At 71.3% G+C, this 26,810-nt stretch carries 29 protein-coding genes and 2 pseudogenes; 14 read left to right on the top strand and 17 right to left on the bottom strand.

Annotated features, from left to right (window positions below; all coding sequences use genetic code 11):
• Positions 1-21 precede the first annotated feature (21 nt).
• From EDD26_RS05065 to EDD26_RS05045, 5 genes are all read left to right on the top strand, one after another.
• Complete coding sequence (locus EDD26_RS05065) at positions 22-735, top strand: WXG100 family type VII secretion target (protein ID WP_245990034.1); 714 nt, start codon at positions 22-24, stop codon at positions 733-735.
• Between the two features lie 6 nt (positions 736-741).
• On the top strand, positions 742-1,350 hold the full coding sequence (locus tag EDD26_RS05060; RefSeq protein ID WP_123696710.1) for an HNH endonuclease family protein: 609 nt from the start codon (positions 742-744) through the stop codon (positions 1,348-1,350).
• Complete coding sequence (locus EDD26_RS05055; protein ID WP_123696709.1) at positions 1,347-1,664, top strand: hypothetical protein; 318 nt, start codon at positions 1,347-1,349, stop codon at positions 1,662-1,664. The genes EDD26_RS05060 and EDD26_RS05055 overlap by 4 nt, the downstream gene beginning before the upstream one ends.
• Positions 1,665-1,666: 2 nt before the next feature.
• A complete protein-coding gene (locus EDD26_RS05050) occupies positions 1,667-1,987 on the top strand; it encodes a hypothetical protein (protein WP_148058698.1) in 321 nt (106 codons plus the stop codon).
• 95 nt (positions 1,988-2,082) lie between these two features.
• Positions 2,083-2,643, top strand: a complete 561-nt coding sequence (locus EDD26_RS05045) for a GAD-like domain-containing protein (RefSeq protein WP_123696707.1) — start codon at positions 2,083-2,085, stop codon at positions 2,641-2,643.
• Positions 2,644-2,743: 100 nt separating this feature from the next.
• Here the strand turns inward: EDD26_RS05045 and EDD26_RS05040 are convergent, their stop codons facing one another.
• The 7 genes from EDD26_RS05040 to EDD26_RS14615 form a co-directional block, all read right to left on the bottom strand.
• Positions 2,744-4,249 carry a catalase gene (locus tag EDD26_RS05040; RefSeq protein WP_123696706.1) on the bottom strand — a complete coding sequence of 502 codons (1,506 nt, stop codon included), beginning with the start codon at positions 4,247-4,249 and terminating at the stop codon, positions 2,744-2,746.
• 106 nt (positions 4,250-4,355) lie between these two features.
• Positions 4,356-4,775 carry a Fur family transcriptional regulator gene (locus EDD26_RS05035; RefSeq protein ID WP_123696705.1) on the bottom strand — a complete coding sequence of 140 codons (420 nt, stop codon included), beginning with the start codon at positions 4,773-4,775 and terminating at the stop codon, positions 4,356-4,358.
• A gap of 88 nt (positions 4,776-4,863) precedes the next feature.
• Positions 4,864-5,703: a sulfurtransferase gene (locus EDD26_RS05030; protein ID WP_123696704.1), complete on the bottom strand. Its 840-nt coding sequence runs from the start codon at positions 5,701-5,703 to the stop codon at positions 4,864-4,866.
• 36 nt (positions 5,704-5,739) lie between these two features.
• Entirely contained in the window at positions 5,740-6,267 is a 528-nt protein-coding gene (locus EDD26_RS05025; protein ID WP_123696703.1) for a hypothetical protein, read from the bottom strand.
• A 133-nt stretch (positions 6,268-6,400) separates the two neighbouring features.
• A complete protein-coding gene (locus EDD26_RS05020; protein ID WP_123696702.1) occupies positions 6,401-6,985 on the bottom strand; it encodes a hypothetical protein in 585 nt (194 codons plus the stop codon).
• Positions 6,982-7,275: an ABC transporter ATP-binding protein gene (locus EDD26_RS05015; RefSeq protein ID WP_123696701.1), complete on the bottom strand. Its 294-nt coding sequence runs from the start codon at positions 7,273-7,275 to the stop codon at positions 6,982-6,984. Before EDD26_RS05015 ends, EDD26_RS05020 begins: the two co-directional genes overlap by 4 nt.
• Positions 7,272-7,853, bottom strand: a complete 582-nt coding sequence (locus tag EDD26_RS14615) for a hypothetical protein (protein WP_123696700.1) — start codon at positions 7,851-7,853, stop codon at positions 7,272-7,274. The genes EDD26_RS05015 and EDD26_RS14615 overlap by 4 nt, the downstream gene beginning before the upstream one ends.
• Positions 7,854-7,923: 70 nt before the next feature.
• Between EDD26_RS14615 and EDD26_RS05005 the strand changes: the two genes are divergently transcribed.
• The 3 genes from EDD26_RS05005 to EDD26_RS04995 all read left to right on the top strand — a co-directional run bounded on the left by EDD26_RS05005 (position 7,924) and on the right by EDD26_RS04995 (position 10,246).
• The gene (locus EDD26_RS05005; protein ID WP_123696699.1) at positions 7,924-9,144 is read left to right on the top strand and encodes an amidohydrolase; all 1,221 of its coding nucleotides are present in this window, start codon (positions 7,924-7,926) and stop codon (positions 9,142-9,144) included.
• Positions 9,145-9,277: 133 nt separating this feature from the next.
• A complete protein-coding gene (locus tag EDD26_RS05000) occupies positions 9,278-9,856 on the top strand; it encodes an NADPH-dependent FMN reductase (RefSeq protein WP_123696698.1) in 579 nt (192 codons plus the stop codon).
• A 123-nt stretch (positions 9,857-9,979) separates the two neighbouring features.
• Positions 9,980-10,246: a YciI family protein gene (locus tag EDD26_RS04995; protein ID WP_123696697.1), complete on the top strand. Its 267-nt coding sequence runs from the start codon at positions 9,980-9,982 to the stop codon at positions 10,244-10,246.
• 37 nt (positions 10,247-10,283) lie between these two features.
• On the opposite strand, the gene EDD26_RS04990 is transcribed toward EDD26_RS04995, so the two are convergent.
• Both EDD26_RS04990 and EDD26_RS04985 read right to left on the bottom strand, forming a co-directional pair.
• Positions 10,284-11,192 (bottom strand): DNA-formamidopyrimidine glycosylase family protein, encoded by a 909-nt coding sequence (locus EDD26_RS04990; RefSeq protein WP_123696696.1) that lies wholly within the window; start codon positions 11,190-11,192, stop codon positions 10,284-10,286.
• Between the two features lie 57 nt (positions 11,193-11,249).
• The gene (locus EDD26_RS04985; RefSeq protein ID WP_123696695.1) at positions 11,250-12,245 is read right to left on the bottom strand and encodes an NYN domain-containing protein; all 996 of its coding nucleotides are present in this window, start codon (positions 12,243-12,245) and stop codon (positions 11,250-11,252) included.
• Positions 12,246-12,370: 125 nt separating this feature from the next.
• Between EDD26_RS04985 and EDD26_RS04980 the strand changes: the two genes are divergently transcribed.
• Entirely contained in the window at positions 12,371-12,652 is a 282-nt protein-coding gene (locus EDD26_RS04980; RefSeq protein WP_123696694.1) for a Fe-S cluster assembly protein HesB, read from the top strand.
• A gap of 142 nt (positions 12,653-12,794) precedes the next feature.
• Here the strand turns inward: EDD26_RS04980 and dnaB are convergent.
• The 6 genes and pseudogenes from dnaB to EDD26_RS04950 all read right to left on the bottom strand — a co-directional run.
• Positions 12,795-14,147 (bottom strand): annotated as a pseudogene (gene dnaB, locus EDD26_RS04975) (replicative DNA helicase); the annotation flags it as partial.
• A 397-nt stretch (positions 14,148-14,544) separates the two neighbouring features.
• Positions 14,545-14,997 carry a 50S ribosomal protein L9 gene (gene rplI / locus EDD26_RS04970; RefSeq protein WP_123696692.1) on the bottom strand — a complete coding sequence of 151 codons (453 nt, stop codon included), beginning with the start codon at positions 14,995-14,997 and terminating at the stop codon, positions 14,545-14,547.
• Positions 14,998-15,011: 14 nt separating this feature from the next.
• A complete protein-coding gene (rpsR, locus tag EDD26_RS04965) occupies positions 15,012-15,269 on the bottom strand; it encodes a 30S ribosomal protein S18 (RefSeq protein ID WP_123696691.1) in 258 nt (85 codons plus the stop codon).
• A gap of 57 nt (positions 15,270-15,326) precedes the next feature.
• Positions 15,327-15,866, bottom strand: coding sequence for a single-stranded DNA-binding protein (locus EDD26_RS04960; protein WP_123696690.1), 540 nt, complete (start codon positions 15,864-15,866; stop codon positions 15,327-15,329).
• Positions 15,867-15,952: 86 nt separating this feature from the next.
• A pseudogene (gene rpsF, locus EDD26_RS04955) lies at positions 15,953-16,315 on the bottom strand (30S ribosomal protein S6); the annotation flags it as partial.
• A 199-nt stretch (positions 16,316-16,514) separates the two neighbouring features.
• Positions 16,515-17,969: a CCA tRNA nucleotidyltransferase gene (locus tag EDD26_RS04950; RefSeq protein WP_425453403.1), complete on the bottom strand. Its 1,455-nt coding sequence runs from the start codon at positions 17,967-17,969 to the stop codon at positions 16,515-16,517.
• Positions 17,970-18,060: 91 nt separating this feature from the next.
• Between EDD26_RS04950 and EDD26_RS04945 the strand changes: the two genes are divergently transcribed.
• From EDD26_RS04945 to trxA, 5 genes are all read left to right on the top strand, one after another.
• On the top strand, positions 18,061-20,079 hold the full coding sequence (locus EDD26_RS04945) for a DUF6049 family protein (protein WP_123696688.1): 2,019 nt from the start codon (positions 18,061-18,063) through the stop codon (positions 20,077-20,079).
• Positions 20,076-21,734, top strand: coding sequence for a murein biosynthesis integral membrane protein MurJ (murJ, locus tag EDD26_RS04940; RefSeq protein WP_123696687.1), 1,659 nt, complete (start codon positions 20,076-20,078; stop codon positions 21,732-21,734). Before EDD26_RS04945 ends, murJ begins: the two co-directional genes overlap by 4 nt.
• Before the next feature lie 96 nt (positions 21,735-21,830).
• On the top strand, positions 21,831-22,220 hold the full coding sequence (locus EDD26_RS04935; protein ID WP_123696686.1) for a hypothetical protein: 390 nt from the start codon (positions 21,831-21,833) through the stop codon (positions 22,218-22,220).
• A 44-nt stretch (positions 22,221-22,264) separates the two neighbouring features.
• Entirely contained in the window at positions 22,265-23,224 is a 960-nt protein-coding gene (trxB, locus tag EDD26_RS04930) for a thioredoxin-disulfide reductase (protein ID WP_123696685.1), read from the top strand.
• Positions 23,221-23,532, top strand: a complete 312-nt coding sequence (gene trxA / locus EDD26_RS04925) for a thioredoxin (RefSeq protein ID WP_123696684.1) — start codon at positions 23,221-23,223, stop codon at positions 23,530-23,532. Before trxB ends, trxA begins: the two co-directional genes overlap by 4 nt.
• Before the next feature lie 72 nt (positions 23,533-23,604).
• Here trxA and EDD26_RS04920 read toward each other — a convergent pair whose 3' ends face one another.
• Together EDD26_RS04920 and EDD26_RS04915 are read right to left on the bottom strand one after the other, a co-directional pair.
• Complete coding sequence (locus tag EDD26_RS04920; RefSeq protein WP_123696683.1) at positions 23,605-24,657, bottom strand: ParB/RepB/Spo0J family partition protein; 1,053 nt, start codon at positions 24,655-24,657, stop codon at positions 23,605-23,607.
• A complete protein-coding gene (locus EDD26_RS04915) occupies positions 24,654-25,487 on the bottom strand; it encodes a ParA family protein (protein WP_123698452.1) in 834 nt (277 codons plus the stop codon). Before EDD26_RS04915 ends, EDD26_RS04920 begins: the two co-directional genes overlap by 4 nt.
• Positions 25,488-26,810: the final 1,323 nt, after the last annotated feature.

Below are 26,810 nucleotides of genomic sequence, written 5' to 3'. Positions count from 1 at the left end.
CGGAGGTGATGTGTCGTGGCGATGAACCTGCCCGGTGAGCTGGTCTGGGTGCTCGACATGCTCGGCTACGACTGGCCGCCGCTCGACGAGGACGAGATGCGTCGCGCTGCCCAGATCATGCGGCAGTTCAAGGACGACATCGAGGGCACGATCGACGTCGCCGAGACGCGTGTGAAGGACGGCGTCGGTGCGGCGCTCACGGGGCAGGCCTCGACCTCGTTCAAGAGCGCGTGGGACGCCGACAGGTCGACGAACATCCAGAAGATGGTGGATGCGCTCGACCCGGTCGCAGGCGGCGTCGACATCGCGGCCGACGCGGTCGTGGCGCTCAAGGTGAAGGTGATCGCCGAGCTCGTCATCACCGCCGCGCAGATCGCCGCGGCCGCCGCGAGCGCGGTCTTCACGCTCGGCGCGAGCCTCGCGGCGAACGCGGCGATCATCGCGCTGCGGAAGAAGGCGCTCGACGTGCTGACGAACATCATGGTCGACCAGCTCGCGCAGCAGCTGCTGCCGATGATCATCGAGCCGCTGCAGGGGCCGATGATGGACGGCCTGACCGCGATGCTCGAGGCCGAGCTCGTCGAGGGCGCGATCGGCGACGTGAGCGAGTTCGAGGCTGACCTCGACGCGCTCGACCAGGCCGCCGGCGACCTCGAGTCGAACGCCGCAGATCAGGAGCGGCTCGCCGACGACTTCATCGCCCAGATCTCCTCCTGCCAGATCGTGACGGGGTAGCGCCGCATGTCGACCATCAAGATCATCGTCAAGGAAGCGATCGACACCATCGAGGAGATGCTGCCGAAGGTCGCCCGCGGCGTCGCCGAGAAGTCCGGCAGGCTCAGCTCCAAGACCCGTCAGATCAAGCAGCAGATCGAGGCGAAGGACCGCGAGCTCGCCGGCTCGCAGCGGGCACCGGACCGGCCGCGCGACCACGATGCGCCCGACCGCGTCACGCCCGAGGCCGATCGCCTCGAGGGGCCGCGGCGGCCTGAGCAGTACGAGGTCTACTACGAGATGACCCTCGACGAGGTCGACTGGGCGCGATCGCGCAGCGTGCACTTCAACCGCGCGAACACGGCGCTCGACGAGGCGATGCAGACGGACGCAGACTTCGAGGACTGGATGGAGTCGGTCTCGCCGGGCATCGCGGACCGCGTCGCCCAGCCAGGGGGCCGCCAGAACCCGTCGCCCGCCGACTTCATCTGGCACCACGCCCACCCCGACACGGTCCTCGGACGGAACGGCGTGATGCAGCTCGTGCCCACGCCGCAGCACACGCCCGGCTCGCTCTGGTGGGGTATCCTGCACCCGGGCAACCGCGGCGGCTTCGCGATCTGGGGGAAGAAGTGACGACGGGACGATCGATCTGGCTCACCGATCCGAACGGCGCGGAGGTCGAGGGAGACGCCTCGATCGAGACGCTCGACACCCTCCTGCTCGCCCTGCGCGATGCCGATGAGGAGCACGCGACGGTCTCGATGACCGATTCCGACGAGTGGAACCTCGAGTTCGGCGCCGATTCGGTGCTGCTCGAGAACGTCGGCCCGGACGGCCAAGAGGTCGGCACGCTGCGGTTCGCGGACGCGGGCGAAGCACGATCCATCGCTGCGGAGTTCCTCGCGGGCGACTTCGAGGCGCTGCGCGCTCGGCCGTGGGCGGCCTGAGCATGTCCGAGACGATCGACCGCTACGCCGGAGCACCGATGGTGCGCTTCCTCGACGCGTACGTCCTCGACGCGATCGGAGCGCTCGACGACGCGACGCGCGACACCATGGACCGGAACGTCTCGCGCATCCGGCAGGCCCTGCAGGTCGAAGGCGACACGTGGCAGGAGGTCGTCGAGACCGCGATGGCCATGCCGGACGACGCCGCGGACGGGGTGCGCACGTCGTGGGAGATGTTCGTCGACGAGTGCTTCCGCGCCGGCCAGACGCCCGACGCGCTCGCCTGGTCCCACGCCCTCGTCGACGCGCGCTTCCGGAGCTGATGCGGACGGCTTGCTCCAGGCCTCTCCGGGACGCGGCCGATCTCCGCGGTCGTCATGCGGATCCGCTCCCGCTCGCACGTCGATAGGGTCCCTGCGTGATCGAGATCCCGGACTTCGTCCCGCACGCCCCCGTGCCTGCCGACCTGATCGACGCCTACCGCGACCGCGTCCCGGAGGACCTCGTCGAGCTGTGGCAGCAGTACGGCTTCGGCACGTTCGGCGAGGGGTTCGTGCGCGTCATCGACCCACGCGCCTACGAAGCGGGCATCGGCGACGTGCTCGGCAAGGTCACGGGACAGGGCATCGCGATCCCGATCATGGTGACCGGGTTCGCCGACGTCGTCACCTGGGACCCGGGCGACGGCGTCACGGGCATCACGTACCGGAGCGAGGAGACCACCGGCCTCGGCTCGAGGGTCTCGACCTTCGTGAAGCTGACGGTCGGCGGCGGCGCGAAGCACCTGGAGCGGAAGCTCGACTGGGGACTCTTCCCGCACGCCGTCGCGAAGCACGGCGCGCTCGCCTTCGACGAGTCGTTCGTCTTCGTGCCGCTGCTGTCGCTCGGCGGGCCGAAGGACGTCGAGCACCTGCAGCCGCGCAAGACCATCGAGGCGATCCGCACGATGGTCGAGCTCCAGGGCGTCGTCGAGCACTGAACCGCTCGGCGGCCGCGTCCACCGGCTCCCGCGGTGAGCCGGGACGACATCACGCTGCCCGCGCCGACGATGGTCGGCGCGGGCAGCGCGGGTCGAGCGGCTAGAAGACGGCGGGCGTGCGCACCGGCTCGGACGCGAGCGACGTGCGCGCCTCCGAGATCGGCGTGAGGCCTGCCTCGATGCGAGCGCCGAGCCCGGCGTCCACGCTCTTCCAGTACTGGATCGCGCGCTCGCGGATCTCGGGCACGCGCGTCTTGCCGACGTGGCCGACGATGTTCGCCACGAGGCGCTCGCGCTCCGGGTCGCTCAGCACCTCGCGCACGAGCGTGCCGGCCTGGCCGAAGTCGTCGTCCTCCGGGTGCAGCGTGACGGCCGACCGCACGAGCTCGCCGTCGCTCTGCCAGCCGCCGCCGTCACCGGCCGCAGCGGCATCCGCCGCCGGTCCGCCGAACGAGTTGGGCGCGTAGACCGGCCGGCTCGGCGAGCGGAAGGTGTGGCGCAGCTGGCCGTCCTTGTCGTACGAGTCCACCTCGGCCGCGCGAGCGCGGTTGACGGGCAGCTCGGCGTGGTTGGCGCCGACGCGGTACCGCTGCGCGTCGGCGTAGCTGAAGATGCGCGCCTGCAGCATCTTGTCAGGGCTCGCCGCGATGCCGGGCACGAAGTGCGCCGGGCTGAAGGCCGCCTGCTCGATCTCGGCGAAGTAGTTCTCGGGGTTGCGGTCGAGCGTCATCTGGCCGACCTCGATGAGCGGGTAGTCGCCGTGCGGCCACACCTTCGTCAGGTCGAACGGGTTGAAGCGGTACGACACCGCGTCCTCGTACGGCATGACCTGCACCGAGAGCGTCCACGACGGGTGCTCGCCGTCCTCGATCGCGCCGTAGAGGTCGCGGATGTGGTGGTCGGCGTCGCTGCCGGCGAGCTGGTCGGCCTCCGCCTGCGTCAGGAAGTCGTTGCCCTGGTTCGTCTTGAAGTGGTACTTCACCCAGAAGCGCTCCCCCGCCGCGTTGATCCACTGGTAGGTGTGCGAGCCGAAGCCGTCCATGTGCCGCCACGTCTTGGGGAGGCCGCGGTCGCCCATGAGCCACGTCACCTGGTGGGCCGACTCGGGCGAGAGGGTCCAGAAGTCCCACTGCATGTCGTTGTCGCGCAGGTTCGAGCCCGGCAGGCGCTTCTGCGAGTGGATGAAGTCGGGGAACTTGATGCCGTCGCGGATGAAGAAGACGGGGGTGTTGTTGCCGACGAGGTCGTAGTTGCCCTCGGTCGTGTAGAACTTCAGCGAGAAGCCGCGCGGGTCGCGCCACGTGTCGGGGCTGCCCTGCTCGCCGGCCACGGTGGAGAAGCGTGCGAGCATCTCGGTCTCGACACCCGGCTGGAAGAGCGCGGCGCGGGTGTACTGCGAGACGTCGTGCGTCGTGACGAAGCGGCCGTAGGCGCCGCCGCCCTTGGCGTGCACCACCCGCTCCGGCACCCGCTCGCGGTTGAAGTGGGCGAGCTTCTCGACCAGGTAGTGGTCGGTCAGGGCGATCGCGCCGTCGGCGCCGACGCTCTGCGAGTGCGCGTCGCTCGCGATCGGCGTGCCGACGCTGTTCGTGGTGGGAGTCGTCATGCTTCCTCTTCCTCTGATCCTCGGTGTGTCCGCTGGGGGTCTCTGGGCACGGCGCGGCTGCGCCGTGCTCGGCGTGGGGCGGGCGACGCTGCCCGGGTGGTGTCGGTCAGGCGGGGTTCGCGCAGTCGGCGCAGAGCCCCACGAACGTGACCTCGGCCGCCTGCACCGTGAAGCCGGCCGGCGCATCCGCGTGCATGCACGGCGCCTCGCCCACCACGCAGTCGACGTCGTCGACGCGACCGCAGCTCGCGCAGACCGCGTGGTGGTGGTTGTCGCCGACGCGCCGCTCGTAGCGCGCGGACGACCGCGCCGGCTCGAAGCGGCGCACGAGACCGGCGGCGGTGAGGTCGCCGAGCACGTTGTGCACCGACTGCACGGACGTGTCCGCGCCAGCGCCTGCGAGCGCGCGGTGCACGTCGTCGGCATCGGCATGCGGCAGCCGGTCCAGCACCTCGAGCACCGCGAGGCGGCCCTGCGTCACGCGCAGGCCGCGTGCTCGCAGCAGCGCTGCGTCCGGCTCCGTCATGCCCTCACCGTAGCGCTTATCGTGAACGATTCAAAAGAATCCTCGACACTGGCGTGTCGACCGGCCGCGAGGCGGCAGTCGCCGCGCGTCAGTCCCCGGTGACGACGGGGCGGCCGGAGTCGTCGCGGCCCCACTCGGACCAGGAGCCGTCGTAGACGGTCGCCTCCCGGCCGGTGAGCGTCGCCGCGAGCGCGAGCACCGCCGCCGTCACGCCGGAGCCGCAGCTCGCGATGATCGGCCGCTCCCCCGCCGCCGCTCCGAGCCGCTCCGCCAGCGCCGCGGCGGGGAGCATGCGGCCGTCAGGCGCGATCGAGGCGTAGTGCAGCGAGTCCGCGCCCGGCATGTGCCCGGCACGCACGCCCTCGCGCGGGTCGGGCTCGGCGCCGCGGAACCGGCTCGGCGAGCGGGCGTCGAGCACGGCGGCGTCGCCGCTCGCGAGGGCCGCGGCAGTGACGTCGGCGTCGACGAAGGCGCTCGCGTCCCACACGACCGTCAGGTCGCTCGGGCGGCCGAGGCTCGCGGCGACCGGCGCGGTCGGGTGCCCGGCCTCCCTCCAGGCCGGCAGCCCGCCGTCGAGCACCGCGGCGTCGACGCCCGCGGCGCGCAGCATCCACCAGGCGCGGGCGCTCGAGAAGAGCCCCGCCGCGTCGTAGGCGACGACCCGGTCGCCGACGCGGATGCCGAGCCCGCGCAGCGCGCGCTCGAAGTCGGCGGGCGCGAGCAGGTCGTGCACGCCGACCGGCCCGAGCCCGTCCGCCTCGTCGTGCCGGGACATGGCGCCGTCGATGTCGAAGCGCACGGCACCCGGGATGCCGTCCTCGGGCAGCGGATCGCCCGAGCCCGGCGGCGCCATGCTCGCGTCCACGACGACGAGACCCTCGTCGTCGAGGTGGTCGGCCAGCCAGTCGACGGTGACGAGATCGCGCATGCCACCATCGTGCCAGCGGCCCCGCGCCGCAGCGCGCTACGGCTTCTTCTTGTCCTTCTTCTCGTCGACGATGCCGCCCAGCAGCCCGCCGATCGCGCCGCCCAGCGCGCCGCCCGCCGGTCCCCCGATGATGGCGCCGATGCCCGCGCCGATGCCCGCGAGGCTCGAGCCGTAGCTCACCCTCGCGATCGTCACCGTCGTCGAGCCGTCGTCGCCCGGCGCGACCTCGAACGAGCCGACGCCGGCCGACGCGACGATCAGCGCGACGGGGCTCGCGGTGCCGCTCGCCGCCATCCGGTCGTACATGCCGCGCGACTCGAAGAACGCGCGCTGCACGTCGCCCTTGCCCTCGCCCGCCTCGTAGCCGATCCGGTACAGCTCGAGCAGCGTCCTGGCCTCGTCGCCGGTGATGAGCTCGGCCACCTGCAGCCGATCGAGAATCGCCTCGTGGTCGCTCACGACGTCGCCCTTCGAGGCCTCCATGACGCGCCGCGCCTCCGCTCGGGTGGCATGCATGAGCCCGGCGATGTCGAGACCCACGGTGGCCGGTTGCTCCATCTTCATGATGCGCCTCCTGGTCGAGCCACTCGCGATGGAGGACCCAGGACGAAGGGCTCAGTCGTTGGATGCGCTCAGTGAAGCACCGGGCATGCGCCCTCACCAGGGGCGAGTCGCGGCCGCGATCCGCCGCCCGTCGTCACTGCTCGTCGGGGAACGCCGTGATGACCTGTCCGGAGCCGATGCCGACACCCACCGTCACCATCCACGACCGCTCGACCGAGCCGCCGTCGACGTACTCGACCAGCACGTCGTAGTTCGCGATGTCGTCGCGGTAGGGCTCGACGCGCGTCGGCCGCTCGAGCGCGAGATCGATCGCGAACCACGCGACGTCCTCCCAGCCCGCGCCGACCAGCTCTCCGAGCTCGCCGAAGTCGCCGGTGTGGCCGTCGGCGATGTGGCGCCAGCCCGCCCCGTCGGCGTTCCCGCACGTGAGCGTCGCGTCACCCGCAGCCACGCCGAGCGCGGGTGCCGCCGCACGATCGAACGTCGCGAGCGCCTCCCGACCCGCTCGGCCGTCGCAGACCTCGGTGCCGGCGACGTCATCCGCGATCGGATCGAGCCAGCGGCCGGCGGCGGTGAGGTGCGGGCCCGTCGGCGCGGATGCCTGGCCCGACCGCGACGCGGTTGGCGCGGGCTCCGCCGACCCGCCGGGCAGCAGCTGGAGCGAGCATCCGGCGAGCGCCGCCACGACGAGCACGCCGAGCAGCGCCCGACGGCTCACGGCTCGAAGCCCTCGCGCTTGTCGAGGTCGGCCGCGGACCGGCCCTTCGGCTTGATCGCGAGCATGAGCGTCGCGGTCAGCAGCAGCGTGAAGATGAACGCGACGCCGAACGCGACGAGCGCGAGCACGACGTCGCGCACCGACAGGAGCACGACGAGGCCAGCGAAGACGCCGGCCACGGCCGCGAAGGCGAGGTACTCGAACGGCTTCAGCTGCTGGCGCCGGGTGGGCTGGACGGGACCGTCGGTGCGGCGGTGATCCTGGCCGTCGGGTCGGTGGTGGTCGGTCATGCCTGGCTCCGCTCGCTCGCTGTGGTGCGCGCCGGGCGTGCGGAGGCCGCCGCGAGCGCGTGGTAGACCCCGACGATCACGGCGTAGGCGCCGAGCAGGCCGGTGAGGGTGACGGCGTCGCGCACGAACAGGAAGACGACGCCGAGCAGGAGGGTGAGGACCGCGACCGCGCGCCAGTCGCGCACGAGCCGCAGGGTGCGCGGCTCCCGCTCGCCGCGCATCCGCCACCAGCCGAGCAGCTCGATCGCGCCAGCACCGATGCCCCAGGCCGCGACCGTCAGCGCTAGCGTCAGCTCGCTCGGGGCCAGCAGCGCGAGCAGCGCGACGACGGCGAGCAGGGCGCTCCAGATCGCGCCGTGCGCGGGCCAGCGCCCCGCCCCGGCAGGCACCAGGCCTCGGCCGAGCCAGAGGGCCACCGCGGTGCCCGCGAGCAGGACGACGAGCGCGATGAGCCCGACGAGCGGCGAGTGCAGCTGGATGAACGGCAGCGGCAGACCCACGGCGAGTGCGGGGACGGCGCGCATCGCAGGGAGGTGCCAGGGGTGCCATCCCTGCGAGGGGCTCGGCGTGGCGGTCACGGCTCTCCTCACAGTTCCCCTCCATGCTACCGCTCGGCCCTCAGCGCCCGCCCCGGCGTAGCCTGGCCGCATGACGCTCGAGAGCCACCGCCCGTTCATCGAAGACCTCTACCGCGAGCTGCACGCGAGCCCCGAGCTCTCGAACCGCGAGCACCGCACCGCGGCGCGGATGGCGGAGCTGCTGCGCGAGGCCGGCCTCGACGTGCACGAGCAGGTGGGCGACTCCACCGGCGTCGTCGGGGTGCTGCGACGCGGTGACGGACCGACGGTGCTGCTGCGTGCCGACATGGACGGCCTGCCCGTCACCGAGGTCGAGCAGGTGCCGTACCGCTCGAGCGCGACCGACGAGTTCGAGGGCCAGCGCACGGGCGTCATGCACGCGTGCGGGCACGACACCCACATGGCCGCGCTCCAGGGCGCGCTGCGCATCCTGGCGGAGCAGGACGACTGGTCGGGCACGATCCTCGCGGTCTTCCAGCCCGCCGAGGAGATGATGGTGGGTGCCCTCGGCATGCAGGAGGCCCTGCGCGAGCGCTTCCCGGACGGCATCGACGTGGCGCTCGGCCAGCACGTCATGCCGGCCGCCGCCGACGAGGTGCGCAGCGCCGCGGGACCGGTGATGGCCGCGAGCGACCACCTCATCGTCACCGTCCACGGCCGTGGCGGCCACGGCTCGCAGCCCGAGAAGACGATCGACCCGATCGTGCTCACGGCGAGCATGGTGGTGCGGCTGCAGACGATCGTCTCGCGCGAGGTCGCGCCCTCCGACCGCGCCGTCGTCTCGATCGGCACGTTCCACGCCGGCACGAAGCAGAACATCATCCCGGAATCCGCGCGGTTCGAGGTGAACGTGCGCTCGTTCGAGGAGCCGGTGCGGCGGCGCGTGCTGGCCGCCATCGAGCGGATCGTGCAGGGCGAGTGCCAGGTCGCTGGGGCACCGCCGGCCACGATCGTGCGCGGCGACATCGCGCCGCTGACCGTGAACGACGACGACGCGGCCGCGACGGTGGGCGCGGCGTTCGATGCCGTCTTCGGCGACCGGCACGCCGCGCAGCAGCCGCTGCTCGGCTCCGAGGACTTCAGCTACCTGCCGGAGACGTGGGGCGCGCCCTACGTCTACTGGATGTACGGCGGCTTCGACCCCGAGCTCGTCCGGGTCGCGCGCGAGCGCGGCACCTTCGACATCGACGTGCCCTCGAACCACTCGCCCGACTTCATCCCCGTCCTGCAGCCCACCCTCGACACCGCGACCACCGCGATGGTGACGGCCGCGCGCGCGTTCCTCGTCTGAGCCGCGCACGCGGCGCCCACCGGGTGCTCGGCGCTGCCGTCGCTCGCGCGGGAATATCTGACATCAGACGCGACGTTGGACTCGGCGGCGCCGCAGGTGTGCGCCACGACTCTCTACGTCCTCGAGGAGCATCATGTCTGCACGTCCCCAGATCGGCATCATCGTCGGCAGCACGCGTCCCGTCCGCGTGGGCCGCCCGGTCGCCGACGAGATCGCGACGCTGATCGAGGCCGCCGGCGGCGACGTCGTCATGCTCGACCTCGCCGAGATCCGCCTGCCGCTGCTCGACGAGGCGCTGCCGCCCGCCTCCGGCGTGCGCACCCAGCCGCACTCGATCGCCTGGGGCGAGCAGATCGCGGCTCTCGACGGCGTCGTCTTCGTCACCCCGGACTACAACAGCGGGTACCCGGCGGCGCTCAAGAACGCGATCGACTACCTGAAGGCCGAGTGGAGCGCGCTCCCGGCCGTCGTCGTCTCCTACGGCTGGTCCGGCGGCGCCTCCGCGGCCGCGCAGCTCAGCGCCGTGCTCCGCTTCATCGGCCTCGACCTGCAGGGCGAGGGCGTGCAGATGCCGTTCCAGCCGACCGACTTCGACGCCTCGATGCGCATGACGGATCCCGCCGCGTTCGCGGGCCGCTCGGTGGAGCAGCTGCGCGCCGCCGTCGAGCAGCTCGTCGAGGTCTCGGCGCAGGCGGAGCGCGCCGCGGCCTGACCGCTCTGCACGGGCGGATGCGCGGCCGGCTGGCCGGCGCATCCGCCCGTCGCTGCATCCGGCCCCGTCGCCCGCCGGTCGTCCGCCGCCCGCCGAGATCGCGAGGGTCCCTAGGCTGGGGGCATGATCGCCGTCATCCTCTCGTTCTCCGACGACCCCGCCCGCCTCGAGCTGCGCCCGCGCCACCGCGAGCTGCTCGGCGAGATGCACGAGCAGGGGCTGCTGGTCGCCGCCGGCCCCTTCGCCGACCAGTCGGGAGCGCTGCTGCTGTTCGCGACGGACGACGTCGCCGAGGTGAAGACGGCCCTCGCCCGCGACCCGTACTACGGCGCACCGGGCGTCCAGATCGTCACGATCCAGCCATGGAGCGTGGTGACCGGCTCGGTCTGACCGCTCCTGGGGGGGGCGTCAGCGACGGGCTGCGGGCTCAGCGCCGCACGCCCAGCCGCGAGAGCACCCGGTCGGCGAGCGGCTTCCCGCCGGTCTGGCAGGTCGCGCAGTACTCGAAGGTGCTGTCGGCGTAGATCACCTGCCGCACGGTGTCGCCGCACACCGGGCACGCCTCGCCCTTCCGGCCGTGCACGCGCATGCCCTGCCGCTTCTCGCTCTTGAGCGAGGACGCCTTGACCCCGTGCGCGCGCTCGACCGCATCACCGAGCACCTTCTGCAGCGACGCGTACAGCCGGTGCACGTCGTCGGGCGGCATCGACGCCGGATGGAAGGGCGACATCCGCGCCGCGTGCAGGATCTCGTCGGAGTAGGCGTTGCCGATGCCGGCGATGCGCTGCTGATCGCGCAGCACGCCCTTGATCTGCGCGCGCCCCGCGTGCGCGAGGATCTGCGCGAATCGCTCCTCGGTGAAGGACGCGTCGAGCGGCTCGGGGCCGAGCGTCGCGATGCTGAGCACCTGGTCGGGATGCGCGACGACGTGGATCGCGAGCCGCTTCTGCGTCGCCTGCTCGGTGACGTCGAAGCCGTCGCCGCCGACGCCCTCGTCGCCGTCCGGCCGCTCGAGCACGACGCGCGCGGCGAGCGGTCCCCGACCGCGACCGGTCGTCGGCTTCGGCGCCTCCGCGCGCCACCGGACCCACCCCGACCGGGCGAGGTGCAGCACGAGGTGCAGGTGACGCGGCTCCTCGTCGCGCTCGACGTCGATGACGAGGTGCTTGCCGCGCCGGCCGGTGCCGGTGATCACCGCGTGCTCGAGCGCGTCGACCGGTGGGTCGAACGTCTTGAGCGCCGCGACCTCGGCGATCTGGACGCGCCGGATCGTGCGGCCGATCAGGCGCTCGCCCAGATCGGCCGCCAGCGCCTCCACCTCGGGCAGCTCCGGCATGCCGTCATCCTGCCGGATGCCGCCGACATCCGCACTGGTCGCGCGACGATGGGTGCGTCAGTCGCCCTTCAGGCGCAGCAGGCGAGCCTGGCCCTCTTCGCGCATGTCGACGACCTCGCCGCGCGCGGTGACGAAGTCGGTGAACGATCGGTGGCCGAGCGACTTCTCGTTGAACACGGGGTCCATCCGCTTCATCTGCTCCTTGACGACGTTCGCGTGCAGCCACTCGTCGTCGTTCTTCTGGTGCAGGATGCGCATCGCCCGCTCGAGCAGCCCCGTCGCGGCGTCGCCGCGCTGCGCGGTGGTCATGGCGACCTCGTCGGTCTCGGCCGCGACGGAGGCGCTCGACGCGCGCCGGCTGCGGCGACCCCGCGCGGGCTGCTGCTGCGCGGCCACCACCTCGGCCTCCGCGACGATCGCCTCGGCCTCGGCAGGGGTCGGCTCGGGGGCGTCGGGCTCCGGCTCCGGCTCGTCGATCTGCACCGGTTCGATGCCGGGCAGCGCGTCGTAGTCGGCGAACTCGTCGCACGCGGCGGCGAGCGACTTGGAGGTGCTGCCCGCGACGCCGATGCCGACCATGAAGCGGCCGAGCCGCTTCGTGCGCTGCGCGAGGGCGATGTAGTCGCTGTCGCCGGCGACCACGACGACGTGCGTGATGTTGTCGAGCCGGAACAGGTCCTCGACCACGTCGATCGAGAGGCGGATGTCGGCGCCGTTCTTGAGCGATCGGGTGGTCGGGAACATCTGCACGAGGTCGACCGCGCGGGCGAGCAGCTGATCGCGGTACGCGGCGTGGGCGGGCACCGACCAGTCGGCGTACGCGCGGCTCAGCACGATCGAGCCGTAGCTCGACGCGTAGTCGATGATGGCGCCGAGGTCGACGGTCGCCTGCGAGAAGCGGGTGCGTGCCTTCGACTCGCGGCCGTCGGTCGTGAGCGTGCGGACCTTGTCGGCGTGGAAGGCACCCCGACCGTGGATCTGGTCGTAGCGAGAGATGAGGATGTTGTCGAAGTCGATGTAGACGGCGACACGCGCCTCGGAGTCGGTGGGCATGCAGCCAGTCTGGCAGGGTCCTGGCCGGACGCATCCCGCGCACCGACACGCCCGGCTCCGGCCGCGGCTTGCATCGGCGGCCGATCCTCGGCATCGTGGCCGGCTCGCCAACGGAAGGAGCAGCCATGCTCACCCTGACCGAGAACGCCCAGACCATCATCACCGGCATCGTCGACGGCGCGCAGGCGCCCCAGACCGGCGGCCTGAGGATCGCGCAGGACGCCGAGGGTGCCGGGCTCAACGTCACCGTCGCCGAGCTGCCGGAGGCCGACGACCAGGTCGTCGAGTCGGCCGGCGCGAAGGTCTTCCTCGACCCGTCGGCCGTCGTCGCGCTCGACGACAAGGTGCTGGACGCATCCGCGACCCCCGACGGTCGCGTCGACTTCGCGATCGGCCAGCAGGGCTGACGCAGCGCACGAGGAAGGGCCCCGGTCGCATCGACCGGGGCCCTTCGCCGTGTCAGCCCTCGACGGGCGGCGGAGCGCCGTAGGGCACGCCGCCGAACGGCGTGCCACCGGGGGGCATGCCCGGCCCCCCGTCGCCGCCCATGCCGGGTGCGATGTCGACGAAGCGCGCGAGGTGGCCGTGGAACGCGACCGGGATCGTCTTCGTGGGGCCGCCTCGGTGCTTGGCGACGATGATGTCGGCCTCGCCCGGGCGGATGTCGCGGTCGTACGCGTCCTCGCGGTGCAGCAGCATCACGATGTCGGCGTCCTGCTCGATCGAGCCCGACTCACGGAGGTCGCTGATCGCGGGCTTCTTGTCGCCGCGCTGCTCCGGGCCGCGGTTGAGCTGCGAGAGCGCGATGACCGGCACCTGCAGCTCCTTCGCGAGCAGCTTGAGCGAGCGGGAGAACTCCGAGACCTCCTGCTGGCGCGACTCGACCTTCTTGCCGCTCGTCATGAGCTGCAGGTAGTCGACGACGACCATCTTGAGGCCCGCCTGCTGCTTGAGGCGTCGGCACTTGGCGCGGATCTCGACGAGCGTGAGGTTGGGGCTGTCGTCGATGTAGAGCGGCGCGTCGTTGATGCGCCCGCGCACCTGCGCCAGCGTCGTCCAGTCGCGGCCCTCGATCGCACCCTTGCGCAGCTTCTGCAGCAGGATGCTCGACTCGGCCGAGAGCAGCTTCATGGCGATCTCGGTGCGCCCCATCTCGAGCGAGAAGAAGACCGAGGGCATGTCGTTCTTGATGGAGCACGACCGCACGAGGTCCATCGCGAGCGTGGACTTGCCGAGGCCTGGTCGGGCGGCGACGACGATCAGCTGGCCCGGGTGCAGGCCGTTCGTGAGCTCGTCGAGCTCGCGGAAGCCGGTCGGCACGCCCGTCATCACGCCGTCGAGGCCCTTCGCGGCCTCGATCTCCTCGATCGCCGACTCGACGGCGAGGCTGAGCGGCACGTAGTCCTCGGACTGGTCCTCGCCCATCACGGAGTAGATCTCGGCCTGCGCGTGGTTGACGAGGTCGGTGACCTCGCCCTCCGAGGCGTAGCCCATCTGCACGATGCGCGTGCCCGCCTCGACGAGCCGCCGCAGCACCGCCTTCTCGGCAACGATCTCGGCGTAGTAGCCGGCGTTCGCCGCGGTCGGCACCATCGACGTCAGCGAGTGCAGGTACTGCACGCCGCCGGCGCGCGAGAGCATCGCCGTCTTCGTCAGCTCGTCGGCCACCGTGATGACGTCGGTCGGCTCGCCGCGCGAGTAGAGGGAGAGGATCGCCTCGTAGACGATCTCGTGCTTCGGCTGGTAGAAGTCGTTGCCCCGGACCGTCTCGAGGCAGTCGGCGACCGCGTCCTTCGACAGCAGCATGCCGCCGATGGCGGACTGCTCGGCGAGCATGTCGTGCGGCGGGGTGCGCTCGCTGTAGCGGCTCTCGTCGAGGCCGATCTCTGCAAGGTCTGTCATGCCCATCCCCCCTGTGCGCCAGATGCTGGCGCAGGCCGCCCACACCGATCGATCGAGGGAGCCTCGCACAGGCTAGGAGCGCTGGGCCGCCCCGTCGAATCGGTCCTGTGGAGAGCGCTGTGGAGAGCTGTGGACAGGGCCGCGAAACGCCGAGGGCTCAGCGCCGCTCCATCCCCAGCCCTGTGCACAGATCTGTGGATTCGAACTGCGGATAAGCCCAGAAAGCGGCTCTGACCGGGGGTTTCCCTTTCCACATCCGGCGTGTGGAATGTGGTGTCAAGTGCACGTTGAAGGTTGTGCGATCGAGCGCTCGAGGGTCCGTCGAGCTGCACACGAGGGCAAGCGGAAGGGCCCGCATCCACAGGGGATGCGGGCCCGACAGCGGTGACGGGGAACGTCACTTCGCGGCGACCACCTTGAGGGTGATCGTGGCGATGATGTCGTCGCGGAGGCGAGCCGTCGCCTGGTGGTCGCCCACCGAGCGGATCGGCGTCGGGATCTCGATGACGCGCTTGTCGACGGAGCCATGACCGGCGGCCTGGACGGCGTCGGCGATGTCCTTCGTCTGGATGGAGCCGAAGAGACGGCCCTCGGCGCCGGCCTTGGCGGTCAGCGTGACGGGGTTCGCCTCGAGCCGGGCGCGCAGGTCCTGCGCCTCCTCGATCGTGGCGTGCTCGCGTGCGACGCGGGCTGCCTTGATCTGCTCGACCTGCTTCTCACCACCGCGCGTCCACATGACCGCGAGGCCCTGCGGGACGAGGTAGTTGCGAGCGAAGCCGGTCTTGACGTCGACGACGTCACCAGCGGAGCCGAGGCCGGAGACCTCGTTCGTGAGGATGAGCTTTGCCATGTTCCTCAGCCCCCTCAGCGTCCGGCGCCGGAGTAGGGCAGGAGCGCCATCTCGCGCGCGTTCTTGATCGCCTTGGCGATCAGGCGCTGCTCCTGCACCGACACGCCGGTGATGCGACGGGCACGGATCTTGCCGCGCTCGGAGATGAACTTCTTCAGCGTCGCGACGTCCTTCCAGTCGATGACGCCGACCTTGATCGCCTTCGCCGGAGCGAGCGGCTTTCCGCCCTTCGGGCCCCGCGGCTTGCGGTTGTTCTGCGGCTTGCCAGCCATGTGTCCTTCTTTCGTGCTCGGGACTGCCGTCCCGTGAGTGCTTGGTGCCGAGAAGCCTTAGAAGGGCGTCTCGTCGTTGTACGAGGTGCCGGGCGCGCCCCAGACGTCGCCGCCCGATGCGGGCTGCGCCTGCTGCTGGGCGGGCTGACCCCACGGCTCGTCCGCGACCTGCTGCGGCTGACCGAAGTTGCCGCCGCCGCCCTGGCCGCCGGAGCTGCGGCCTGCGCCGCCGCCCTGTGCGCGCGTGACCTGTGCGGTCGCGTAGCGGAGCGAGGGGCCGATCTCGTCGACCTCGAGCTCGATGACCGTGCGCTTCTCGCCCTGCTGCGTCTCGAAGGAGCGCTGCTTCAGGCGACCCTGCGCGATGACGCGCGAGCCCTTCGTCAGGCTCTGCGACACGTGCTCGGCGAACTCGCGCCAGACCGACGCGCGGAGGAACAGCGCTTCGCCGTCCTTCCACTCGTTCGCCTGGCGGTCGAAGGTGCGTGGGGTCGACGCGATCGTGAAGTTCGCGACCGCGAGCCCGTTCTGCGTGTAGCGCAGCTCCGGGTCAGCCGTCAGGTTGCCGACCACCGTGATGATCGTCTCGCCTGCCATGGCTACTTGGCCTCGACCTCTGCGGGAGCCTCGGTGGCTGCAGGGGCTGCGGGGGTCGCGTCGACGGGCGCCGCGGGCTGCGCCGGTGCCTTGTCAGCCTTCGCGGCGGCCTTGGCAGCCTTCGCGTCGTAGTGGCGCTTCGAGTCACCGGTCTGCGAGACCGCGGTCTCGGAGCGCAGCACCTTGGTGCGCATGACGGCCTCGGACAGGCCCAGCTGGCGATCGAGCTCGTCGGTCGTGGCGGACTCGGCCGAGAAGTTGACGACGGCGTAGATGCCCTCGGTCTTCTTGTCGATCTCGTATGCCAGGCGCCGACGGCCCCAGATGTCGATCTTCTCGATGGTGCCGCCATCGTTGCGGATGACGTTGAGGAACTTGTCGAGCGACGGAGCGACGGTGCGCTCGTCCACCTCCGGGTCGAGAATCACCATGAGTTCGTACTGCTGCATGCTTCACCCACCTCCTTCGGACTAGAACGGCTGCAGACGATCTGCAGCAGGAGGGTATGCATGTGCGGGATCAGAGTCCGCGCAACCTGTCGATCCTACCGCACCGGCCACTCCCCCGCTACGAGACTTCTCAACGGAGCGGGTGGCAGCACGGGGTGATGCTGCCCTCGCGCGACCAGCTGCTCCGTTGAGGACGAGGTCAGGACGAGCGGGAGGCCCACCAGTCGCGGAGGACCTGCTCCGCGCGCTCGGCGCCCAGCGGGCCGTGCTCGAGGCGCTGCTCGAGCAGCATCCGGTACGCCTCCCCCACCTCGCGGCCGGGCCGGATGCCGAGGATGGCCATGATCTGCTCGCCGTCGAGGTCGGGACGCACCGCGTCCATCTCCTCCTGCTCGCGCAGCTCGGCGATCCGGTGCTCGAGGTCGTCGTAGGCGAAGTCGAGCCGCTCCGCCTTCCGGCGGTTGCGGGTCGTGACGTCGGAGCGCGTGAGGATGTGCAGCCGCTCGAGCAGCGGTCCGGCGTCGCGCACGTAGCGGCGCACCGCGGAGTCGGTCCACGCCTGCTCGCCGTAGCCGTAGAAGCGCAGGTGCAGCTCGACGAGCCGCGCGACCGCCTTCACGGTGTCGTTGTCGAAGCGCAGCGCCTTGAGCCGCTGCTTCGCCATCCGCGCGCCGACGAGGTCGTGCTGGTGGAACGTGACGACCCGCCCCTCGATGCGTCGCGTGGCGGGCTTGCCGATGTCGTGCAGCAGGCCCGCGAGCCGCGACACGAGGTCGGGCGCCGCATCCGGGTTGCGCGATGCCTCGAGGTCGATGCCCTGCTGCAGCACGGTGAGCGAGTGCTCGAAGACGTCCTTGTGGTGCGCGTGCTCGTCGGCCTCGAGCCGCAGCGCCGGCACCTCCGGCAGCACGATGTCGAGGATGCCCGCGTCGGTCAGCAGCCGCAGCCCCGGCACCGGGGTGCTCGTCAGCAGCAGCTTCGAGAGCTCGTCGCGCACCCGCTCCGCTGAGATGTCGCGGATCCGCTCGGCGAGCGCGGCCATCGCCTCGAGCGCGCGGGGCGCGACCTCGAAGCCGAGCTGCGCGGCGAAGCGCGCGGCGCGCATCATGCGCAGCGGGTCGTCGTCGAACGAGCGCTCGGGCGCCATCGGGGTGTCGAGCACGCCCTGCAGCAGGTGCTCGAGCCCGCCGCCGACGTCGATGAGCTGCGGCACCGTCGCCTCGCTGCCGTCGCGCCGGGGCGTGAGCATGAGCGCCATCGCGTTCACCGTGAAGTCGCGGCGCTCGAGGTCGTCCTCGAGCGAGTCCCCGAAGGCGACGGTCGGCTTGCGCGAGACGCCGTCGTACGTGTCGGCCCGGTAGGTGGTGATCTCGACGTCGGCGCCGCCGATGCGCGCGGCGATCGTGCCGAACTCGCGGCCGACATCCCAGGTCGCGTCGGCCAGCGGCGCGACGAGCGCGTGGATCTCGTCGGGCGTCGCGCTCGAGGCGAAGTCGAGGTCGGTGACCGGCCGGTCGAGGAAGGCGTCGCGCACCGGGCCGCCGACGAGCGCGAGCTCGTGCCCGGCGCCGGCGAAGGCCTCGGCCAGCTGGGCGGTCGGCGCGGATGCGACGAGGGCGTGCAGTCGCGCGGTCGCCTCAGCCATGTCGGTCACGAGACACCATTCTGGCAGGGCCACTCGCCGTCGCCCGCGCGGCTGCGCGGCACCACGGCCGCGCCGATGCTTCGGCGGTACCCTGTCAGCCATGCTGTCGGCAGGTCGCCTCGCGCGTCGGCGCGCGACCGCGTGCGCCGCCGCGGCTGTCGCGACGGCGCTGCTCGCCGGCCCGCTGCTGGCTCCGAGCCCGGCGAGCGCGACGACAGCGACCGACGAGGCACCGACCCTCATGCTCGCCCCCGTCGACCCGCTGCTGAGCGAGGGCGAGGCGCTCGAGGTCGAGGTGCTGCTGCGCAACCCCACCCGCGAGAGCCTGCCCCCGACGCGCATCGAGGTGCTGCGCACGAGCGCGCCGATCGGCACGCGCTACGGGCTCAGCCGCTGGTTCGAGGGCGACGGGATCCTCGCGAGCTCGGTCGTCGCCACCCTGGACCTGCCGGGGGTCGCCGCGCTCGGCCGCACCTCGACGACCATCACGGTCGATGCGGACGCGCTCGGGCTCGACGGCGCGAGCTGGGGCGCCTACGGCCTCGCCGCATCCGCGCCCGACATGGAGGGCGCCACGAGCGTCGTGGTCCGCGACGAGCCGGGCGAGGCGAGCCCCACGCGCCTGGCGCTCGCCGCGCCGATCGACGCCGGCGTCGACGCCACCGGCCTGCTCACCGCGGAGGAGCTGGCATCGCTCACCGAGCCGGGCAGTGACACCGACGAAGCGCTCGACGCGGCGCTCGACGCCGGTGCGACGATCGGCGTCGACCCGGCGATCGGCGCGAGCGCCGAGGCGCTCGGCACGGACGCGCCCGAGTCGGCCGCCGACTGGCTCGAGCTCGCGGAGACCCGCGACACCTATCCGCTGCTGTACGCGAACGCCGACCCGATCGCGCAGGCCCGCGCCGGCGCCTTCCCGGTCGAGCCGCTCGGCATCCCGGTCGAGGACGACGAGCCGCTGCCCGGCACCGCCGGCGAGGTCGGCGCGCGCATGCCGGTGATCGACGCGACCGGCGCGATCGTGCAGGAGGCGGAGCTCGGGACGCTCGCCGGCATGGGCACCGTGGTGCTCTCGACCGACAACCTCGCCGAGGCGCTCGAGGGCAGCACGCCCAGCGCGCACGCGAGCGTCGGCGGCGTCGACGTGCTCGCCGCGGATGCCGAGGTGCAGCAGCGGCTGCAGGACGCGACGGACGCGAACGCCGACACCGCGGCGCAGGGGCGCGCAGAGCTCGTGGCGCTGCTCGCCACGATCACCCGCGAGCGACCGAGCGACCAGCGCACGCTCGCCGCGGTGCTGCCCGCCACCACGCAGGGATCGCCGGTCGCGGTGCTCGAGACCCTCGCCGACGCCGGCTTCGTCGAGACGGTGAGCATGGACGACGCGCTCGAGACGCCCACCCGCGAGGCGGTGCTCGCCGCGATCGACGACCCCGAGCGCGACGCGGGGGCTGAGCTCGTGAGCGCCGCGCTCGCGCAGGAGGCAGAGGCGTCGCGCGTCGCGACCATCGTCGACGAGCCCGCGTCGCTGCTGGCGGGGCTCCGGCTCACGCTGCTGGCGGCGCTGCCGGATGCGGGCCGCGCCGTGACCGACGCCGACCGCGCGGCGATCGACGGGCTGGGCGGCGAGCTGGGCCAGGTGCGCGACGCGGTCCAGATCGTCGGCGGCAGCGACATCCGCGCCGTGGGCGAGAGCGTGCCGCTGCCGATCACGATCGCGAACGGTCTCACCGTGCCCGTGCAGGTCGTGCTGTCGCTGCGACCGCTCAACGCGCTGGTCTCCGTGCCGCAGCCCAGCACGAACATCAGCCTCGCCGCGAGCACGCAGCAGCGCGTGCAGGTGCCGATCGACGTCGTGGGCACCGGTACGGTGCTCATGGTCGCCCAGCTGCACACGCCCGACGGCGTGCCGCTCGGGCAGCCGCAGATCATGCGCGTGACCGCGCAGCCCACCATCGAGACCGCCGTCGCCGTGGCGCTGGGCATCGCCATCGTGCTGCTCATCGCCTTCGGCATCTGGCGGTCGGTGCGCAAGCGTCGCCGGGGCGAGGCCCACGGCGACGCCGATGACATCAGCGATCGCGCAGCCCGCGATCAGCCCGTGAAGGAGTCCCTGTGAGCACAGGCAAGGCAAGCGCGATCATCGCGGCAGGCACGATGGTGTCGCGGGTGCTGGGCTTCATCAAGATGGCCATGCTCGTCATCGCGATCGGCCAGTCCAGCTCGGCGGCCGGCGCGGCGTTCGGCCTCGCCAACCAGCTGCCCAACAACGTCTACGCGCTCGTCGCCGGCGGTGTCATGAGCGCCGTGCTCGTGCCCCAGATCGTCAAGGCGTCGAAGGCTGCAGACGGCGGAGAGGCGTACGTCTCGAAGATCCTGACGCTCGGGGGCTCGGTGTTCATCGCGCTCGCCGTGATCGCCACGGTCGCGGCGCCGGTGCTCGTCGACCTCTACGCCATCGCCGGCGACGGCTTCAGCGCCGAGCAGATGACCGTCGCGATCGGCCTCGCCTACTGGTGCATGCCGCAGATCCTCTTCTACGCGATCTACACGCTGCTCGGCGAGATCTACAACGCCCGCAGCCAGTTCGGGCCGTACACGTGGGCGCCGGTCGCGAACAACGTCATCTCGATCGCCGGGCTGGGCTTCTTCATCTGGCTGTTCGGCGGCGAGGCCGTGAACCGCAGCATCGACGTCTGGGACTGGGACCGCGTGATGGTGCTGGGCCTCGTCACCACGGCGGGCGTGGCCGTGCAGGCGCTCGTGCTCGTGCTGTTCTTCCGCCGCACCGGCATGCGGTTCCGGCTCGACTTCGGCTGGCGCGGCGTGGGCCTGCGCGCCACCGGCAAGGCCTCGCTCTGGCTGTTCGGCATCGTCATCATCGGGCAGGTCAAGGGGCTCGTGCAGTCGCGCGTCGCCACGCTCGGCGACGGCGCCAACATCCTCACGATGCAGAACGCCTGGTACCTCTTCTCGCTCCCGCACTCGATCATCGCCGTCTCGATCGCGATCGCGTACTTCACCCGCATGTCGCACCACGCGGCGTCGCACGACATGGGCGGCATCCGCGCCGACCTGTCGAGCGCCCTCCGTGCCGTCGGCATGCTCACCACCATCTCGGCGCTCGTGCTGGCCGTCGTGGCGGTGCCCTTCGCGCGCATCCTCGAGCCGCGGTTCGAGCTCATGATGGCGATGGCCTGGGTGATCTGGGCGTTCCTCGTGTGCCTCGTGGCGTTCAGCGCCGAGTACGTGGTGCAGCGCGTCTTCTTCGCGCTCGGCGACACCCGCACTGCGTTCGTCTACTCCTGCTTCGGGATGTTCGTCACGTTCGCGGGCCTGTGGTGGGCGTCGACGCTGCCGCCGGAGTGGATCATCGCGGGCACGGCGCTCGCCGTCTCGGTCGCCAACCTCATCTCCTTCGCCGTCTGGCTCGTGCTCGTGCGGGTGAAGATCGGCGCGTTCGGGTTCAAGCTCATCGCGATCCGGCACATCCAGTACCTCGCGTACGGCCTGCTCGCCGCCGCCGCCGGCTTCGGCGTCGTGCTGGCGCTCGGCGGCTACCGGCCGGACGGCTTCGGCACGATCAACGTGCTCGGCGCCGTCACCACGTGCGTCGCCGCCGGGCTCGTGATGGGGCTCATCTACTTCGGGCTGCTCTTCATCACGCGCAACCCCGACTTCCGGGCGACGGTCGACGTCGTGCTCGACCGCTTCCGCCGCGGCCGCTCGAGCGCCGAGCCCGCCGAGCGCGTGGAGCCCGCCGAGCCGGTCTGAGCGGCGCATCCCGCTGGGCAAGCCCACAAGGTCGGCGTCTAGGCTGGCGACCCGGCACCGTCGCAGGCAGCCGGGGATCAACGCCAGGGGGATCGCATGGCCAGCTCGCTCATCCGCGTCGCCGGACCGCTGCTCGTCGGTGTCGCCGCAGGCATCGGGGCCATCGTGGGCGCGTCGCTCACGCGCGACCGCAAGCAGCAGCTCGAGCTGGAGTCCGCACCTCGCCCGCTCGCGGTCGAGGGCTGGTGGTCGTCGGATGCGTCGTCGTCGCTCGCGCACTCCCACCCGGCCGTGCTCATCGTGGACGCCGACACCGCGCGCCTCGTCGACTCGTGGGATCGCCGCGCTCGCGCGCGCGTGCACCACCCCGTCGTGCGCCGCACCCCCGAGTGGCCCGCGACCGGCCTCATCGTCGTCGACGCCGCCACCGGCGACCTGCTGGCGGTCGTCAGCGAGCCAGGCCACGCGGGAATGCCCGCCACCTAGAATCTGTTGACCCCAAGGATCCCGCCTCGACTCAGGAGACAAGAGTGCACGACCTCATCATCATCGGCTCCGGCCCCGCCGGCTTCACCGCGGCCATCTACGCGGCACGCGCCAACCTGAAGCCGATCGTGCTGGCCTCGAGCGTCGAGATGGGCGGCGACCTCATGACCACGACGGATGTCGAGAACTTCCCGGGCTTCCCCGAGGGCATCCAGGGTCCTGACCTCATGTTCGCCATGCAGCAGCAGGCCGAGCGCTTCGGCGCCGACGTGCGGATGCAGGACGTCACCGACCTCGAGCTCGACGGCGAGGTGAAGCGCGTGCACGTCGGCGACGAGGTGCTCGAGGCTCGCGCCGTGATCTTCGCGACCGGCTCGGCCTACCGCAAGCTCGGCATCGACGGCGAGGAGCGCCTCTCCGGGCACGGCGTCTCGTGGTGCGCCACGTGCGACGGCTTCTTCTTCAAGCAGAAGCAGCTCATCGTCGTCGGCGGCGGCGACTCCGCGATGGAGGAGGCCAACTTCCTCACGAAGTTCGCCGACAAGGTCACGATCGTGCACCGCTCCGAGACGTTCCGCGCGAGCGAGGTCATGCTCGACCGCTCGCGCGCCAACGAGAAGATCGAGTTCGTCACGAACGCGTTCGTCGAGTCGATCGAGGGCGAGGCGCAGGTCTCGGCGGTCACGCTGCGCGACCGCATCACGGGTGAGACCAGCCGGATGCCGATCGACGGCGTGTTCGTCGCGATCGGCTCGGACCCCCGCACGCACCTCGTGCACGGCAAGCTCGAGCTGACCGCCGAGGGCACGATCGCCGTCGGCGGCCGCAGCTCGCGCACGTCGGTCGAGGGTGTCTTCGCCGCCGGCGACGTCATCGACCCCACGTACCGCCAGGCCGTCACGGCCGCCGCGTCCGGCACCGTCGCCGCGCTCGACGCGGAGCACTACTTGGCCGCGCACGCCGTGCCGGTCCTCGTCACGAGCCCTGAGGAGGCAGCACTGTGAAGGAAGTCACCACCGCGTCGTTCGAGCAGGACGTGCTCAACGCCGACAAGCCCGTCCTCGTCGACTTCTGGGCCGCCTGGTGCGGCCCGTGCCGCGCGGTCAGCCCCATCCTGGAGCAGATCGACGGCGAGACCGAGAAGCTCGACGTCGTCAAGGTGAACGTCGACCAGGAGCCCGACCTGGCCATGCGCTACAACATCACGTCGATCCCCGCCATGAAGCTCTTCCAGGGCGGCGCGGTCGTGAAGGAGCTCATCGGCGCTCGTCCGAAGCCCGCGATCGAGCAGGAGCTCGCAGCGTTCCTGTGATCCACGCCTGACGAAGGCCCCGAGGATGCGTCCTCGGGGCCTTCGTCGTATGCGCTGCCGTGCGGCGAGCGCTCAGTCGTCGGAGGGCTCCAGGCCGGCGCCCACGCCCTGCTCCCCCAGCTCGGAGAGGATGCGGTTGAGGTCGCCCACCGTCGCGAAGTCGATCGTGAGCTGGCCCTTCGAGCGTCCGAGCGCGATGCGCACGCGCGTGTCGAGACGGTCCTCGAGCCGCGTCGCGATCTCGTCGAGGCCGTGCTGCACGGCGCCCTTCGTCGGCGTCCGGCGGGGGCTCCGCGCCTGGAACAGCCCTGCCGCAGCCTCCGCTGCACGAACTGAGAGATCTTCATTGACGATCTTCGCGGCGAGCTGCTCCATCGCCTCGACGGTCGGCAGCGAGAGGATCGCCCGCGCGTGGCCCGCCGACAGCACCCCGCCGGCCACCTTCGCCTGGATCGACTCGGGGAGCTTCAGCAGCCGGATCGTGTTCGAGATCTGCGGCCGGCTGCGGCCGATCCGCTTCGACAGCTCATCTTGCGTGATCGAGAAGTCGTCCATCAGCTGCTGGTACGCCGATGCCTCCTCGAGCGGGTTGAGCGAGGCGCGGTGCAGGTTCTCGAGCAGCGCGTCGCGCAGCATCGCGTCATCGGGGGTGTCCTTGATGACGGCGGGGATGGTCTCGAGGCCGGCTCGCTGGCTCGCGCGCCAGCGCCGCTCCCCCATGATGAGCTCGTAGTGCGTGCCGTCGTCGCCGACCGACACGGGGCGCACGACGATGGGCTGCAGCACGCCGAACTCGCGGATGGAGTGCTCGAGCTCTGCGAGGTCGTCCTCGTCGAAGACGGTGCGCGGCTGGTTCGCGTTCGGGCGGATGTCGCCGGGCGCGACAGCACCGAAGGTCGCGCCCGGGATGGCGAGCAGCCCCTGCGCCTCGTCCTCCTCGCCGGAGAAGAACACATCGACAGGCCGCCCGCCGGGCCTCGGCGCTCGTCGAGCGCGTCGGTGCGCCGGTGTCATCTCGGATGCCGTCGGCGCAGCGTCGTCGCGCTCGTCGATCTCTGCTGCCGGCGCCGGCCCCGTCGGGATGAGGGCGCCGATGCCGCGCCCCAGTCCTGCCCTCTTGCTCATGCCGTTCCTCTGCGTGCGATCTCTGCGGCTGCCTCACGGTACGAGAGCGCGCCCGGGGAGTTGGGGTCGTAGGCGATCACCGTCTGTCCATAGCCGGGGGCCTCGGAGACACGCACCGACCGCGGGATGATCGCGTCGAGCGTCTGCTCCGGGAAGTGCTTGCGCACCTCGTCGACGACCTGCCGCGACAGCAGCGTGCGACCGTCGAACATGGTGAGGAGCACGGTCGAGAGATCCAGCGTGGGGTTCAGGTGCGCCTTGATGCGCTCGATCGTGTCCATCAGCTGCGACACGCCCTCGAGCGCGTAGTACTCGCACTGGATGGGCAGCAGCACCTCGGTCGCGGCAGTGAACGCGTTGATCGTCAGCAGACCCAAGGAGGGCGGGCAGTCGATGAAGATGTAGTGCGGCGGCTCCGACGTCGCGCTGAGGTAGGCGTCGAGCGCCTTCCGCAGGCGGTGCTCGCGCTGCTCCATCGCGGCGAGCTCGAGATCGGCGCCTGCGAGGTGGATGGTGGACGGCACGACCTGCAGCCGGTCGCTCTGCGGGCTCACGGCGATCGCGGACTGCAGCGGCTCGCCCTCGATGAGCACGTCGTAGGTGCTGACGACGTCGGCGTGGTGATCGATGCCGAGCGCGGTCGACGCGTTGCCCTGTGGGTCGAGGTCGAGCACGAGCACCCTCGCGCCGCCCTGTGCGAGCGCTGCGGCGAGGTTCACGGCGGTCGTGGTCTTGCCCACGCCGCCCTTCTGGTTCACCACGGTGAAGATGCGCGTGCGCTTCGGCAGCGGCAGTTCGACGGATGAGAGCGCCTGTCGGCGGCGTGCCATCGCGGCGAGCTCGCGTGCGATGGGGGTGGTGTCGAACTTGCCCGTGGTCACGCATGCCCTCCTGATCGATGTTTCACGTGGAACATCGAGCGCGGGCAGCGAGGTTCCGGGACGTGGTCCAAGGGGTCCAGTCTGGCCCCTCCGGCGTCGATCGCAAAGTCGAGGGCGACGTTCGCGCGGCGAGCGTTGTACACAGGGCTGTGGAGAACGCTGTTTGCAATCCCTCGGCCTCGCCTCGAGCATGAAGGTTGGCTGCGTACCGCGATATCCCGCGTGATTCCGCGGATTTCGGCACTCTGCCGGGTGGTTGGCACCACCCTTGGTGTCGGCTCGAGCTCGCTGGTTATGCACATCTTTCCACAGGCCGAGCACTGCTCCGCGTGTCGCTGAGCGCAACGGGGCGCGTCGCTGCACTCCTGTCGCCGGGCAAGCTGATGAATCATCACACGCACCCATGTCTCCAGCCGGTGGAGTCCTTGGCACGCGTAAGTGCCCTGAGCGGCGCCACGAGCCCGGTCTGTCGGCGCGGATGTTCCACGTGAAACACCGGGAAGCGTGTTGCGGCACGCGCTGGCACATCGTAACGGAGGCTCTGATGTGCCGACGCCGATTGCGGTCGCCATTCGGGCGCCGGCAGCGCGTGCGCGTGCGTGCGAGGCGTCGCGCTGCACGCGTCCGCAGATGGCTCTGCACACGAATGTTCCACGTGAAACATCGCGCGACGGCGAGTGTTGCACATACGCATCTGTTCGGGGCACGATCGCCACCGACGCGCGCTTCAACATGGATCGTTGCTGAGCCAGTCGGCGCGCGATGTTTCACGTGGAACATGGGACACACCTGTCGCCGACTCCCAACTGCTCGCGATCCACGACGCGACGATCCACGACGCGACAGACCACGGATGAGCGCCCGCTGTACCGGCGGCGGTACGACGCCACGCTGCGGAGGTGCCGCGTGCACGCCAGCGGCTTCACGCTCCCAGATGTTTCACGTGGAACATGCAGAGCCGTCGCCGGTGCTGGAGCGCGTCAACGGCCAGCAGGAGAGGCAGCGGGGCCGCAGACCCTCGGGTCGATGGAGCAGCTCCTGCGCGGGTTGCTGGACGGGCCTGCCCGTTCTCTCCCGCCCGGTTCGTGTACTGTCCGCAGCGCACTGCGACGACGCAACCGAACTCACGGCAGATGTTCCACGTGAAACATCCGGCTGTGCCGGCGGATGCACCCCTAATCCGCGTCCGGCGCCGCGAGCGACGCTCGACCGGCACATCGTGAGGGCAAAGAGACACCCCCGCCGGGATCGGCGGGGGGGTGTGGCGATGCG

Source organism: Agrococcus jenensis (genome assembly GCF_003752465.1).
GTDB lineage: Bacteria > Actinomycetota > Actinomycetes > Actinomycetales > Microbacteriaceae > Agrococcus > Agrococcus jenensis.
The sequence above is the reverse complement of the archived record's forward strand: the minus strand, read 5'-3'. Positions and strand labels throughout refer to the sequence as shown.